Source organism: Streptomyces sp. NPDC020731, from assembly GCF_044334705.1.
Lineage (GTDB): Bacteria > Actinomycetota > Actinomycetes > Streptomycetales > Streptomycetaceae > Streptomyces.
Window position 1 is genome coordinate 473,835 of the sequence record NZ_JBIRTN010000001.1, and the last position, 12,997, is coordinate 486,831.

General features: G+C 71.3%; 12 protein-coding genes. 4 read left to right on the top strand and 8 right to left on the bottom strand.

The window, feature by feature from the left end; genetic code table 11:
- Window positions 1-140: 140 nt before the first annotated feature.
- Window positions 141-698, bottom strand: coding sequence for a DinB family protein (locus ACH4VX_RS02185; protein WP_398365401.1), 558 nt, complete (start codon window positions 696-698; stop codon window positions 141-143).
- 344 nt (window positions 699-1,042) lie between these two features.
- Here ACH4VX_RS02185 and ACH4VX_RS02190 point away from each other — a divergent pair, with 344 nt between their 5' ends.
- Window positions 1,043-2,608 carry a polysaccharide lyase family 1 protein gene (locus tag ACH4VX_RS02190; protein ID WP_398365196.1) on the top strand — a complete coding sequence of 522 codons (1,566 nt, stop codon included), beginning with the start codon at window positions 1,043-1,045 and terminating at the stop codon, window positions 2,606-2,608.
- A gap of 182 nt (window positions 2,609-2,790) precedes the next feature.
- Here the strand turns inward: ACH4VX_RS02190 and ACH4VX_RS02195 are convergent, their stop codons facing one another.
- Genes ACH4VX_RS02195 through ACH4VX_RS02205 form a run of 3 tightly spaced genes read right to left on the bottom strand, consistent with a single transcriptional unit; the run spans window position 2,791 to window position 4,554 of the window.
- Window positions 2,791-3,501 carry a DUF3618 domain-containing protein gene (locus tag ACH4VX_RS02195; RefSeq protein ID WP_398365198.1) on the bottom strand — a complete coding sequence of 237 codons (711 nt, stop codon included), beginning with the start codon at window positions 3,499-3,501 and terminating at the stop codon, window positions 2,791-2,793.
- Window positions 3,477-3,905: a phage holin family protein gene (locus tag ACH4VX_RS02200; RefSeq protein ID WP_398365200.1), complete on the bottom strand. Its 429-nt coding sequence runs from the start codon at window positions 3,903-3,905 to the stop codon at window positions 3,477-3,479. The genes ACH4VX_RS02195 and ACH4VX_RS02200 overlap by 25 nt, the downstream gene beginning before the upstream one ends.
- 1 nt (window position 3,906) lies before the next feature.
- Window positions 3,907-4,554: a hypothetical protein gene (locus ACH4VX_RS02205; protein WP_398365202.1), complete on the bottom strand. Its 648-nt coding sequence runs from the start codon at window positions 4,552-4,554 to the stop codon at window positions 3,907-3,909.
- Window positions 4,555-4,744: 190 nt separating this feature from the next.
- On the opposite strand from ACH4VX_RS02205, the gene ACH4VX_RS02210 reads away from it, so the two are divergent.
- Window positions 4,745-5,062, top strand: coding sequence for a VapC toxin family PIN domain ribonuclease (locus ACH4VX_RS02210; protein ID WP_398365204.1), 318 nt, complete (start codon window positions 4,745-4,747; stop codon window positions 5,060-5,062).
- A gap of 15 nt (window positions 5,063-5,077) precedes the next feature.
- Here the strand turns inward: ACH4VX_RS02210 and ACH4VX_RS02215 are convergent, their stop codons facing one another.
- Both ACH4VX_RS02215 and ACH4VX_RS02220 read right to left on the bottom strand, forming a co-directional pair.
- Window positions 5,078-5,518 (bottom strand): VOC family protein, encoded by a 441-nt coding sequence (locus ACH4VX_RS02215; protein WP_398365206.1) that lies wholly within the window; start codon window positions 5,516-5,518, stop codon window positions 5,078-5,080.
- A 36-nt stretch (window positions 5,519-5,554) separates the two neighbouring features.
- On the bottom strand, window positions 5,555-6,064 hold the full coding sequence (locus ACH4VX_RS02220; protein WP_398365208.1) for a pyridoxamine 5'-phosphate oxidase family protein: 510 nt from the start codon (window positions 6,062-6,064) through the stop codon (window positions 5,555-5,557).
- Between the two features lie 180 nt (window positions 6,065-6,244).
- On the opposite strand from ACH4VX_RS02220, the gene ACH4VX_RS02225 reads away from it, so the two are divergent.
- Window positions 6,245-9,244, top strand: coding sequence for a bifunctional [glutamine synthetase] adenylyltransferase/[glutamine synthetase]-adenylyl-L-tyrosine phosphorylase (locus ACH4VX_RS02225; RefSeq protein WP_398365210.1), 3,000 nt, complete (start codon window positions 6,245-6,247; stop codon window positions 9,242-9,244).
- A gap of 6 nt (window positions 9,245-9,250) precedes the next feature.
- Here ACH4VX_RS02225 and ACH4VX_RS02230 read toward each other — a convergent pair whose 3' ends face one another.
- Window positions 9,251-10,120, bottom strand: coding sequence for a phosphatase PAP2 family protein (locus ACH4VX_RS02230; RefSeq protein WP_398365212.1), 870 nt, complete (start codon window positions 10,118-10,120; stop codon window positions 9,251-9,253).
- Between the two features lie 132 nt (window positions 10,121-10,252).
- Entirely contained in the window at window positions 10,253-11,287 is a 1,035-nt protein-coding gene (locus ACH4VX_RS02235; protein ID WP_073935656.1) for a LacI family DNA-binding transcriptional regulator, read from the bottom strand.
- Window positions 11,288-11,707: 420 nt separating this feature from the next.
- On the opposite strand from ACH4VX_RS02235, the gene ACH4VX_RS02240 reads away from it, so the two are divergent.
- Window positions 11,708-12,979: an extracellular solute-binding protein gene (locus ACH4VX_RS02240; protein ID WP_398365214.1), complete on the top strand. Its 1,272-nt coding sequence runs from the start codon at window positions 11,708-11,710 to the stop codon at window positions 12,977-12,979.
- Window positions 12,980-12,997 lie beyond the last annotated feature (18 nt).

Genomic DNA, 12,997 nt, shown 5'->3' on the forward strand with positions numbered 1-12,997 from the left:
GTGTCCGGCAGGGTGCCCGGCTGACGAGCGTATGGGGCCGATGGCCGATGGCTGTGGGTCCCGGCCCCATGAACGTTCACCGCCGCCTCCGGCCCCGCCCCTCCCCGGCGGAAGACGACGCGGCAATGGCGACGGTGCCGTCAGCCCATGCTCTTGGCGCCGTCCAAGGACTCACGGATGATGTCGGCGTGGCCGGCGTGCTGAGCGGTCTCGGCGATGATGTGCATCAGCACCCTGCGGACCGACCACTCCGTGCCGGACTCGAACCACGGGGCCTTCGGCAGCGGCCACCTGGCCTCCAGGTCGGGCAGGGCGACGACCAGGTCGTCGGTCCGGCGGGCCACATCGGCGTACTCGGCCAGCACGCCGGCCAGCGTCTCACCGGGCAGCATCCGGAACTCGTCGGCCCGCCGGGCCCAGTCGGCCTCGGTCATGGCGGTGAAGTCCCCCATCGTCGAGGGGCCGTTCAGGATGAAGTCCACCCAGTTCCGCTCGACCGAGGTGACGTGCTTGACCAGGCCGCCCAGGCAGAGCTCGCTGCTCGTGGTCCGCAGCCCGGCCTGTTCGTCGGTGAGGTCGCGGGTGGTGAAGCGCAGGAAGTGCCGGTGCTTGGCGAGCATCTCCAGCAGGTCGGCGCGCTCGCCGGTGACGGCCGGGGTTCCGCTCGGGTCGTCGGTGGTCAGCTCGTTCACGGTCATGGTCATCCGCCTTCCGTTGTTCTGCTCCGTCGGACAAGGACCACGTTAGAAGTCATCGAGGCCAGATCCTGTCCTAGATCGGGGAGCGACAGGGAGGAGGCCGCGGCGCCGCGGCAAGTGGAAGCTTCCCCTCCGTAACTGCGCGGAGTCTTGCCAGCCCCTCGAGCGTGGCCCTACTGTCACGGCAGACCAGAAGAAAGCGCTTTCTCATCGATGGGTCCGGCCCACCCCGCCCCCTCTCATCGATGTCACTGTCATGCCCATGACACGAACCTGACCGGCGCCGACACCGGCACCGACACCGGCACCGGCCCCCGACTCAGAGGACGAAAGGCGAGACGAGAATGAGACGATCAGTCGCCGTGCGGCTCTCCGCCGTACTGGCCACGGGAGCCCTCGCGGCAGCGACCGGCCTGACCCTGTCCACGTCCACGGCATCCGCCGCAACCGGCGGTGTCACCGGCTACGCGACCCAGAACGGCGGGACCACCGGCGGTGCGGGCGGCCAGACGGTCCGCGCCACCACCGGCACCGCGATCCACCAGGCCCTGTGCGGCCGGGCCAGCAGCTCCACCCCGATCACCATCCAGGTCGAGGGCACCATCAACCACGGCAACACGGCCAAGGTGTCCGGCAACAGCTGCAGCACCGCCGCCGGTGTCATCGAGCTCAAGCAGATCAGCAACGTCACGATCGTCGGTGTCGGCAACGGCGCCGTCTTCGACCAGCTGGGCATCCACATCCGGGACTCCAGCAACATCATCATCCAGAACGTGACGGTCAGGAACGTCAAGAAGTCCGGCTCGCCCACGTCGAACGGCGGAGACGCCATCGGCATGGAAAGCGATGTCCGCAACGTCTGGGTCGACCACACCACGCTGGAGGCGTCCGGCGGCGAGTCGGAGGGCTACGACGGCCTCTTCGACATGAAGGACAACACCCAGTACGTGACGCTGTCCTACAGCACCCTGCGCAACTCCGGCCGCGGCGGCCTCATCGGCTCCAGCGAGAGCGACACCTCGAACGGGTACGTCACGTTCCACCACAACCTGTACGAGAACATCGACTCCCGTACGCCCCTGCTGCGCGGCGGCATCTCGCACATCTACAACAACCACTACAAGAACCTGAACGAGTCCGGGATCAACTCCCGTGCCGGCGCCCGCGCCAAGGTGGACAACAACTACTTCGAGGACTCCAAGGACGTCCTCGGCACGTTCTACACCGACGCGGCCGGCTACTGGCAGGTCAGCGGCAACATCTTCGACAACGTGACCTGGTCCTCGCGCAGCGGCGACAACAACCCGGCCGGTCCGAACCCGACGTCGAACACCTCGGTCAGCATTCCGTACGCGTACACCCTCGACGCGGCCAACTGCGTGCCGAGCGTGGTGAGCCAGACGGCCGGCGCCAACAAGGGCCTGAAGGTCTCCGACGGCAGCTGCACCCCGCAGAACCCGGACCCGACCGACCCCGACCCCACGGACCCTGACCCCACCGACCCGGACCCGGACCCCACCGACCCTGACCCCACCGACCCGCCCACCGGCACCAACCTCAGCCTCGGCGCGGGCGCCGACGGGTCCTCCAAGGCCTCCGGGACGAGCTACGGCAACGTCATCGACGGCAGCACGAGCACGTACTGGGCGCCCTCCGGCTCGACCGGTTCCGTCTCGGTCAAGTGGGGCTCCGCCACCACCGTCTCCAAGATCAACATCAGGCAGGCGTCGGGCTCGGGCACCATCGGCTCCTACCGCGTCGTCAACCACGACACGGGAGCCGTCCTGGCCTCCGGCAGCGGAGCGGGCGTCATCAGCTTCTCCGCCACCTCCCTGAAGAAGATCACCTTCGAGATCACCGGCGCCTCGGGCACCCCGAGGATCGCCGAGTTCGAAACGTACGCGAGCTGACCCGCACCGGGGGCCGTCCTCGCGGCGGCCCCCGGCTTCAGCCGGCGCCAGGCGTCACCGGTGTGGTGGCGGCCGTGGCTCCGATCCTGATCCTCGCCTGACCGTTCACCGGGGCGAGAGGAAGCCCTGTCCCGGCCCGAGCGGGCCGGGACAGGGCTTCCTCCGTCCGCCGGTGCCCGGCCTCACGTGGGGCCGGAGCGCTTGCGGGTCTCGTCCTTGAGGATGCGGCCGGAGTCCTTGGCCTGGTCGGTGACCTGGCCGGCCCGGTCACGGGCCTCGTCCTGGGTGGTGCGGGCCGCCTGCTGCGCGGTGTCCTTCACCTCCGCGGCCGCGCTCTGCGCGGCCTCCTTCGCGTCCTCCTTCAGGTGCTGCGCGGACTCGGTGGCGGCCTGCTTCACCGGCTCCAGCGCCTCGGCGCCGCGTTCCATCAGCTCGGACGCCTTCTGCTGCTCCTTCTCGGAGGCGGGAATCATCGAGGCGGCCAGCAGGCCGACGCCGAAGGCGACCAGGCCGGCGGCGATCGGGTTGCCCTGTGTCTGGCGGCGGGCCATCTCGGGCGTCTGCTGGATGGCCTCTCCCGCCTGGCCGGCGGCCTCGCGTGCCGAGTCGGCCGCGCGTTCGGTGCCTTCCTGCACCGAGCCGGCCGCCGAACCCGCCGCCGACTGCACCGAGTCGGCCGCCGTCCGGGCGGTGTCGGCCACGCCGTGCGCCGTGTAGGACGCGGTGCCCATGACGCGGTCACGGACGCCCGACACCGTGCGGCGCATCCGCGCCTTGCGGCGGCGGGCCATACGGCGCGGGCTGGCCCGGTCGGCGAGCCGGTCCACGTCCGCGGACAGCTGGTTGCGGGTGGCCGCTATCTCGGCCCTCATTTGGTCGGGTGACGTGCCCATTCCGCGTCCTCCTTCAGCGTCTGGACGGTGTGCTCGGGCTTCGGCGAGACGGTGCGCATCTTCGCGCGGCCCTTCTGGTACAGCACGGCCGCGGCGACGGCCCACAGCGCGGCGATGATCAGCGCGGCCCAGCCCTCGTCCATCACACTGGCCAGACCGAACATGGCCGCCAGCGACAGGAACAGCAGGACCATGTAGCCGGCGAAGCCGGCACCGCCGAACATCCCGGCCGCCTTGCCCGCCTTGGTGCCCTCCTCCTTGATCTCCGCCTTGGCCAGGTCCACCTCCTGACGGAAGAGGACCTGGAGGTCGGAGGTCACCTGGGACAGCAGCTCACCCGCGGACCGCTCCCCTTCATAAGGCTCGGACGAGCGGGCCCGGGACAGCGGTGACATCGTGGCCATCTCACGCCTCCGGGAACGGGCGGCCCGGCGTGCCGGCCGGCGGCGCGCCGAGGGTCGGCGGAGTGGACGGTGCGGGCGGTGCGGTCCCCGGCGGGGGAGCGACCGGCAGGGCCTCGGAGACCGGGGCCGCGGTGACCCGCCGCTGCCCGTTCCCGTCGGCCTGAGAGGCCGTCTGCGCCACCTTCGCCAGACGCCCGACTGCCAGTCCGGCCAGCAGCGCGCCGCCCAGGAAGACGCCGGGGCGGCGCCGGGCGAAGCCCTGGAGGTCGGCGACGAGGCCTTCGACCCCCTGCCGCTCCAGATAGTCGGCCGCCCGCTGCCCCTTGTCGCCGGCCCGGACCGCCAGGCTGCGGGCGGGCGAGTCGCTCTCCGCGTGCGCGGCCAGGCCGGAGAAGTCGTTCGCCCACTGCCGCAGTGTGCCGGCCGCCCGCCTGGTCTGCCCGTCCGCCTCGTCCACCGCGCGGCTGCGCAGGTCCTCGATGACCGTGCCGGCCTGCTGCCGCGCCTCGTCCACGACGGTCCGGGCCTGCTCCGCCGCGGTCCCCGCGACCTGCCCGGCGGCCTGCTTGGCCTGGCCGGCCGTCGCGGAGGTCTCTGCCTTGGCCTTCTCTCCGGTGCTCCCGGATCCGGTTCGTACGGACTCACTCATCGGCGGCTTCCCCTCATCGGATGTGTGCGTACGGCCCGTGCCCGGTGACCCGGTGTGGGCCGGAGCTCGTACTCCTGGCTGCACACGTGGCCGTCCGTCTCAGCCCGAGTGGCCATTTGTCATGGTTTGACACGCCACGCCGACGACATGTGTCACGCGATCGGGAGGCAGTCCGCACTCCCTGCGGCACATGCCGGTTCCCGAGGTGCACCAGGTGGCCACCAGCCGTGCCGGGCGTGGGGCGGCTGACGGAATCCTTCGCTCCCTCACCGGGCGTGTCCGGCAGATGCGGCTGGTCCTCGCCCCGCCGGCACCGGAGATCATGGATGCCGCGCTGGCCGTCCGGGCCCGGTACGCGTCCCTGGACCTGGTGGACGCTGTCGATGTCGCTCTCGCCGCCGGACACGGCACGGACGCCATCCTCACCGGAGACCTCCGGGACTTCCGGGTGCTACGTCCGGTGGGTGGCGACTTCTCCTGCTTCCGCGTCCTTCCCGACGATCTCTGACCGACGACGGCGGACCTACCCCTCCGCGAGATCCCCCAGCACCTTGTGCAGCGGCTCCTCCGCCCGCCGCCGGTACTCCTGCACCGCCCAGCCGTTGCCGTCCGGGTCGGTGAAGTACATGAAGGTGGCGCCGTCGGACTCGGCGTACCGGACCGGTTCGGAGACGTCCAGGCCCCGCTCGACCAGTTCCGCGTGGGCCGCCTTGATGTCGGCGACGCAGAGCTGGAGCCCCTGGTAGGAGCCGGGGGCCGGGGTGGGGCCGGGGGTCGATTCCCAGAGGGAGTCGCTGAGGGCGATCGAGCAGCCGGAGCCGGGCGGGGTCAGCTGGACGATGCGCAGGCCCGGCATGACCTCCTGGTCGATGTCGACGTGGAAGCCCACCCTGTCCCGGTAGAAGTCCCTGGCGCGGTCGACGTCGCTCACGGGGAGGGGGATCACTTCGAGGGTCATGTCCATGGAACAGAGACTCCTTCGTCGACGGTCGGCCCGGTGTCAGGCGAACCGCCACCTGGTCTGGCTGAACGGCTCCCCCTTACCGAAGCCGAATACGGTCCGCGGCGCCACCGAAAACACGACAGCGTGTCCCGGACCGTGATGGAAATACCCGTCACGGACCTCGAAGTGCCAGAAATCGCCGTACTTCGCCTCCCACACCGCCGCCAGCACGCGCAGCCGCGCGTCGTCGGCGACCCGTACCGCCTCGCCCTCCACCACCACGTCGTAGCCCTCGTTCCAGGTGTTGGTGCCGGTCGTCAGCACGACGTGCGGGTTCTCCGCCAGGTTGCGGGCCTTGCGTTCGTCCGGACCGGTGCAGAAGTGCAGGGCGCCGGCCGACCAGACGGCCGGGAGCGGGGTGACGTGGGGGCGGCCGTCGGGGCGGACCGTGGAGATCCAGAACAGTTCCGCGCCGGCGAGCAGCCGCTCCGTCTCCGGCCAGGGCGGCGCGCCGGCCTCCGGGTCGCTGTAGCGCGGGTCGAGACGGGTCTCGGGGGTGTCGCTCATGGGACCTCCATCGCCGGTCGGCCGTACCTGCCGTCCTCCATCAGACCCCGCCCGCCGCCGGAACTCATCGCGGGCCGTCCCAGGGCCGTAGGCCCGTACTCCGGATAGGCTCATGGCCGTACGACCCTGATCCGAGGCATGTGCACCAGGCACAGGCGTGAGGCACGAGGGAGGCCGGGGATGACGTCGGCGCCGGGGCGCAGGAGCAGTACCTTCACGCGACTGCTGCGGCACGGCTTCACCGATCCGTCCGCCGCCGAGCGGCTGCTCGACAGCGCCGGACTCGTACTCGTGCGCGACGACCCCGTACTGCTGGACGCCCTCGGCGCCACCGCCGACCCCGATCTCGCGCTGCAGGGACTCGTACGGCTGCTGGAGGCGCAGGACGGGGCCACCGCCCGCCAGGAGCTGCTGGACACCCTGATAGCCGCCAAGCCGCTGCGGGACCGGCTGCTCGGGGTGCTCGGCGCGTCCGCCGCGCTCGCCGACCATCTGGCCCGGCACCCGAGCGACTGGCAGACCCTCGTCACCTACGAGCCGCGCGACCTGCACCCCGGCGTCGAGGAGTTCGAGCGGGGCCTCGCCGACGCCACCGACCCGGTCTCGCTCCGCGTCGCCTACCGGCGCTGTCTGCTGTCCATCGCAGCCCGTGACGTCTGCGGCACGATCGAGATCGCCCAGACCGCCGCCGAGCTCGCCGACCTCGCCACCGCCACCCTGCGCGCCGCCCTCGCCCTCGCCCACGCCGACGCGCCCGAGGACGCCGCGCTGTGCCGGGTCGCGGTGATAGCGATGGGCAAGTGCGGGGGACACGAGCTCAACTACGTCTCCGACGTCGACGTCATCTTCGTGGGCGAGGCGGCCGACGGGGCCGACGAGGACAAGGCGCTGCGCGCCGCCGGCCGACTCGCCTCGCACATGATGCGGATCTGCTCCGAGACCACCGTCGAGGGCTCCATCTGGCCCGTCGACGCCAACCTGCGCCCCGAGGGCCGCAACGGGCCACTCGTGCGCACCCTCGCCTCCCACCTCGCCTACTACCAGCGCTGGGCCAAGACCTGGGAGTTCCAGGCGCTGCTCAAGGCCCGCCCGGTCGCCGGCGACCTCGCGCTCGGCGAGGAGTACGTCGCCGCGCTCCAGCCGCTGGTGTGGGGGGCCGCCGAGCGGGAGAACTTCGTCGCCGACGTGCAGAAGATGCGCCGCCGGGTGGTGGAGAACATCCCCGCCGCCGAGATCGACCGGCAGCTGAAGCTGGGTCCGGGGGGCCTGCGGGACGTCGAGTTCGCGGTGCAGCTGCTCCAGCTGGTGCACGGCCGCTCCGACGCCTCGCTGCGCAGCGGCACCACCCTCGACGCGCTGAAGGCCCTGGCCGCCGGAGGCTATGTCGGCCGCGCGGACGCCGCCCAGCTCGACGACGCCTACCGCTTCCTGCGCTCCATGGAGCACCGCATCCAGCTCCACCGGCTGCGCCGCACCCATCTCGTCCCGCAGGACGAGGCCGACCTGCGCCGCCTGGGCCGCTCCCTCGACCTGCGCACCGACCCGGTCGCCACCCTGACCCGGGAGTGGAAGCGGCACGCCTCCGTCGTACGGCGGCTGCACGAGAAGCTGTTCTACCGGCCGCTGCTCGACGCCGTCGCCGCGCTCGCCCCCGGCGAGGCCCGGCTCAGCGCGGAGGCGGCGCGCGAGCGCATGGTCGCCCTCGGGTACGCCGACCCGGCCGCCGCGCTGCGGCACCTGGAGGCGCTGGCGTCCGGCGTCACCCGCAAGGCCGCGATCCAGCGCACCCTGCTGCCCGTGCTGCTCGGCTGGTTCGCGGACTCCGCCGACCCGGACGCCGGTCTGCTCACCTTCCGCAAGGTCTCCGACGCGCTCGGCAAGACGCCCTGGTACCTGCGGCTGCTGCGCGACGAGGGTGCCGCCGCCGAGAACCTGGCCCGCGTGCTGTCCGCCGGCCGGCTCGCCCCCGACCTGCTGATGCGCGCCCCCGAGGCGGTGGCGCTGCTCGGCGACGGCGGCGGGGGACTCGAGCCGCGCCCGCGCGCCCACCTGGAGCAGGAGATGCTCGCCGCCGTCCGCCGCGCCGACAACGCCGTCCAGGGCGTCACGGCCGCCCGCGGGGTGCGCCGCCGCGAGCTGTTCCGTACGTCCGCCGCCGACATCGTCGGCTCCTACGGCACCGAGTCGCAGCCCGCCGAGGCCGACCAGGGAGCCCTGGTGGACCTGGTGGGCGGCGCGGTGTCCGACCTGACGGCCGCCACCCTCGCCGGCACGCTCCGCGCGGTGGTCCGCGAGGGATGGGGGGACACGCTCCCCACCCGGTTCGCCATCATCGGCATGGGCCGCTTCGGCGGGCACGAGCTGGGCTACGGCTCCGACGCGGACGTCCTGTTCGTACACGAACCGCGCGACGGCGTGGACGAACGGGAGGCCGCCGAGGCGGCCAACAAGGTGGTCGCCGAGATGCGCCGCCTGCTGCAGGTACCCAGCGCCGACCCACCCCTGCTCATCGACGCCGACCTGCGCCCGGAGGGCAAGTCGGGCCCGATGGTGCGCACGCTCAAGTCGTACGAGGCGTACTACCGCCGCTGGTCACTGGTGTGGGAGCGGCACGCGCTGCTGCGCGCCGAGTACGTCGCCGGGGACGAGGACCTGGGGCGCCGCTTCACCGAGCTGATCGACCCGCTGCGCTACCCGGCCGCCGGGCTCGACGAGGAGGCCGTCCGCGAGATCCGGCGGCTGAAGGCCCGGATGGAGTCCGAGCGGCTGCCGCGCGGCGCCGACCCCAAGCTGCACACCAAGCTCGGGCCGGGCGGGCTGTCCGACGTGGAGTGGACCGTGCAGCTGCTCCAGCTGCGGCACGGCGCCGAGGAACCGGACCTGCGCACGACCCGCACGCGGCAGGCGCTGACCGCCGCCCACGCGGCCGGGCTGATCTCCGAGGAGGACGCCGGCACCCTCGACGAGGCCTGGGTGCTCGCCACCCGCGTGCGCAACGCGGTGATGCTGGTCAGGGGCCGCGCCGGGGACACCTTCCCCACCACGCCCCGCGAACTGGGCGCCGTCGGCCGTTACCTGGGCTACGGCCCCGGTCACGCCGGTGACATGCTCGACGCGTACCGGCGTACGGCACGACGGGCCCGGGGTGTGGTGGAGGAGCTGTTCTACGGAGGGGCGTGACGCCCCCTAGCCCTGTTTCGGCAGCGGGATCGGGCCGGTCTCCGGTTCTCTCCGCTCGGGCACCAGCCTGGGCAGGGCGTACGGCCGGCGTCCGTACCAGAGCAGTGCGATGCCGTAGCCGAAGGCCAGGCAGAGGACGCCGCCCACCGCGTCCAGCCAGAAGTGGTTGGCGGTGGCGACGATGACCACCAGCGTGGCCACCGGGTACACCAGGCCCAGTACCCGCACCCACGGGACGCCGGCCAGCGCGAAGACCGTCAGACCGGACCAGACCGACCAGCCGATGTGCATCGACGGCATCGCGGCGTACTGGTTCGACATGTTCTTCAGATCGCCGGAGGCCATCGACCCCCATGTCTGGTGGACCATGACGGTGTCGACGAAGTCCTGGCCGTTCATCAGCCGGGGCGGGGCGAGCGGATACAGGTAGTAGCCGACGAGGGCGATGCCCGTGGTGGTGAAGAGGACCAGACGGGCCGCCGCGTACCGGCCGGGATGACCACGGTAGAGCCACACCAGGACACCCAGCGTCACCACGAAGTGCAGGGTGGCGTAGTAATAGTTCATGCCGACGATGAGCCAAGTCACCGAGTTCACGGCGTGGTTGACGGACTCCTCGACGGCGAGGCCCAGTTGGTGCTCGAGCCGCCAGATCCAGTCGGCGTTGCGCAGCGCCTCGGACCGCTGTTCCGGCACGGCGTTGCGGACGAGTGAGTACGTCCAGTAACTCACCGCGATCAGCAGGATCTCGAACCACAGCCGGGGGCGGCGGGGGACGCGCAGACGGCGCAGGCGGCGTGGCCCCGTCCGCTCAGCGACGGGGTGTGCTGCGGCCTCTTCACGGCCTTCCAGCGTTGTCACCGTCGTGTCACCCATGGGCCAGAGTCTGCCAGAAAAGACCCTCCTGTCAGATCATCTCCCGGTCGGGTCCGACCCGCATGTTCCTCCTCCGGGGGAAGGCCCGCTCTTTCCTCCTGTGGCAGTGCGTCTGAGGCCCTGTTCTCCGTCCTAGGGACGATTCCGGTCCCCGGGGGCCGAAGCGGTCGAACCGCGCACCACCAGTTCCGGCATGAAGACGAACTCGCTGTGGGGTGCGGGCGTCCCGCCGATCTCCTCCAGGAGCGTGCGCACCGCGGCCTGGCCCATCGCCGGGACCGGCTTGCGGACCGTGGTGAGCGGCGGGTCGGTGAAGGCGATCAGCGGCGAGTCGTCGAAGCCGACCACCGAGATGTCCTTCGGCACGTCCAGACCGCGCTGCCGGGCCGCCCGTATCGCGCCCAGCGCCATCATGTCGCTCGCGCACACCACCGCCGTGCAGTCGCGGTCCATCAGCGCGGTGGCGGCGGCCTGGCCGCCCTCCAGGGTGTACAGCGAGTGCTGGACCAGCTCGGTCTCGACCGTCTCGGCGCTCAGACCCAGCTGCTCCTGCACGGTGCGCACGAAGCCCTCGATCTTGCGCTGCACCGGCACGAACCGCTTCGGCCCGAGCGCGAGCCCGATGCGGGTGTGGCCGAGGGAGGCGAGGTGGGTGACGGCGAGCGCCATCGCGGCCCGGTCGTCGGGGGAGATGAACGGCGCCTGCACCTTCGGCGAGAAACCGTCCACGAGCACGAACGGCACGCCCTGCGCCCGCAGCCGCTCGTAGCGCTGCGTGTCGGCGGTGGTGTCGGCGTGCAGTCCGGAGACGTAGATGATGCCGGCCACGCCGCGGTCCACGAGCATCTCCGTCAGCTCGTCCTCCGTCGACCCGCCCGGGGTCTGGGTGGCGAGCACCGGCGTGTAGCCCTGGCGGGTCAGCGCCTGCCCGATGACCTGGGCCAGCGCCGGGAAGATCGGGTTCTCCAGCTCCGGGGTGATCAGGCCGACCAGGCCCTCGCTGCGCTGCCGCAGCCGCACCGGCCGCTCGTAGCCGAGGACGTCGAGGGCGGCGAGCACGGACTGGCGGGTGGTGGCGGCGACGCCCGGCTTGCCGTTGAGGACGCGGCTGACGGTCGCCTCGCTCACCCCCGCCTGAGCAGCGATATCGGCAAGGCGTGTGGTCACAGGACTGGACTGTAGCTGCCGCTTCTCGCCTTGCACACCGATCGGACGCCTGGTGCGCGCCGTCGAACGGCCCGCTGCGGGCTGCTGGGTCATCGCGATCCCTCAAGTCGTGGTGGCGTCCGGTCCGCAAGGGATGATTCTCCCGGCGACAACGGATGGCAAGTGCTTGCAGAGTCTTGCACAACAGTGCGAACCCTTGCCGTACGGGCGGAAACCCGGGTTGCCGGGCGGTCGAGAACAGGTCACGGCGGAGTAACTCTCGGCGTCGCTTGCAAAACTTTTCTGCAAGGTCTTTCGAAACGGTTCCATCGCTGTTACGTTCACGTCGCCCGGCGGCGGCAACGGCGCGGTCGGCAGGTTCGCAGGACGGCAGACGGGGCCGCACCTGCACTCACGGGCTTAACCCTCAAGGAGAAACTCATGCGGCGTGGCATAGCGGCCACCGCGCTGGTGGCGTCCCTCGCCCTCGCGGCGACGGCCTGCGGCGGAGACAGCGACAGCGGCGACAAGGCCGACGGCCCGGTCACCATCACCTGGTGGGACACCTCCAACGCGACCAACGAGGCGCCGACGTACCAGGCCCTGGTCAAGGAGTTCGAGGCCGCCAACAAGGACATCAAGGTCAAGTACGTCAACGTCCCCTTCGACCAGGCGCAGAACAAGTTCGACACCGCCGCCGGCTCCAGCGGCGCCCCCGACGTGCTGCGCGCCGAGGTCGGCTGGACCCCCGCCTTCGCCAAGAAGAGTTTCCTCCTGCCGCTGGACGGCACCGAGGCCCTCGCCGAGCAGGACAAGTTCAAGTCCAACCTGATCGAGCAGGCCAAGTACGAGGGCAAGACCTACGGCGTCCCGCTGGTCACCGACACCCTCGCCTTCGTCTACAACAAGGAACTGTTCGAGAAGGCCGGCGTCGAGGCCCCCAAGACCTGGGACGACCTGAAGAAGGCCGCCGCCACCGTCAAGGACAGGACCGGCGTCGACGGCTACTGGGGCTCCACCGCCGGCTACTACGCCCAGCCGTTCCTCTACGGCGAGGGCACCGACACGGTCGACGCCGACGCCAAGAAGGTCACCGTCAAGTCGGCCGCGGCCGAGAAGGCGTACGGCACCTGGCTGGACCTCTTCGACGGCAAGGGCCTGCACAAGGCCGACGTCACCGCCGACGCCTACGCCCACATCCAGGACGCGTTCGTCAACGGCAAGGTCGCCTCGATCATCCAGGGCCCGTGGGAGATCACCAACTTCTACAAGGGCTCCGCCTTCAAGGACAAGAACAACCTCGGCATCGTCACCGTCCCGGCCGGCTCCGCCGGCGAGGCGGGCGCCCCGACCGGCGGCCACAACCTCTCGGTCTACGCCGGCTCCACCGAGGCCAAGCAGCAGGCCGCGCTGAAGTTCGTCAACTTCATGACCTCGGCCAAGGCGCAGGAGACCATCGCGCTGAAGAACTCCACGCTGCCCACGCGTGACGACGCCTACACCGACAAGGTCAAGGCCGACCCGGGCATCGCCGGCTACCAGACGGTCCTCGCCGCCGCCCAGCCGCGCCCGGCCCTGCCCGAGTACAGCTCGCTGTGGGGTCCGCTGGACGACGAACTGCCGCAGATCGCGAGCGGCAAGGAGTCCCTGGACAAGGGTCTGGGCGACGCGGAGACCGCGATCGCCAAGCTGGTGCCGGACTTCAGCAAGTAACGCCCGCGTGGCCGCCGG

Excerpts from the sequence above, each read along its gene's own strand:
- ACH4VX_RS02215 (WP_398365206.1), bottom strand. The coding sequence starts at position 5,518 with ATGGACATGACCCTCGAAGTGATCCCCCTCCCCGTGAGCGACGTCGAC.
- ACH4VX_RS02205 (WP_398365202.1), bottom strand. The coding sequence starts at position 4,554 with ATGAGTGAGTCCGTACGAACCGGATCCGGGAGCACCGGAGAGAAGGCC.
- ACH4VX_RS02240 (WP_398365214.1), top strand. The coding sequence starts at position 11,708 with ATGCGGCGTGGCATAGCGGCCACCGCGCTGGTGGCGTCCCTCGCCCTC.
- ACH4VX_RS02195 (WP_398365198.1), bottom strand. The coding sequence starts at position 3,501 with ATGGGCACGTCACCCGACCAAATGAGGGCCGAGATAGCGGCCACCCGC.
- ACH4VX_RS02185 (WP_398365401.1), bottom strand. The coding sequence starts at position 698 with ATGACCGTGAACGAGCTGACCACCGACGACCCGAGCGGAACCCCGGCC.
- ACH4VX_RS02190 (WP_398365196.1), top strand. The coding sequence starts at position 1,043 with ATGAGACGATCAGTCGCCGTGCGGCTCTCCGCCGTACTGGCCACGGGA.
- ACH4VX_RS02200 (WP_398365200.1), bottom strand. The coding sequence starts at position 3,905 with ATGGCCACGATGTCACCGCTGTCCCGGGCCCGCTCGTCCGAGCCTTAT.
- ACH4VX_RS02225 (WP_398365210.1), top strand. The coding sequence starts at position 6,245 with ATGACGTCGGCGCCGGGGCGCAGGAGCAGTACCTTCACGCGACTGCTG.
- ACH4VX_RS02220 (WP_398365208.1), bottom strand. The coding sequence starts at position 6,064 with ATGAGCGACACCCCCGAGACCCGTCTCGACCCGCGCTACAGCGACCCG.
- ACH4VX_RS02210 (WP_398365204.1), top strand. The coding sequence starts at position 4,745 with ATGCCGGTTCCCGAGGTGCACCAGGTGGCCACCAGCCGTGCCGGGCGT.
- ACH4VX_RS02230 (WP_398365212.1), bottom strand. The coding sequence starts at position 10,120 with ATGGGTGACACGACGGTGACAACGCTGGAAGGCCGTGAAGAGGCCGCA.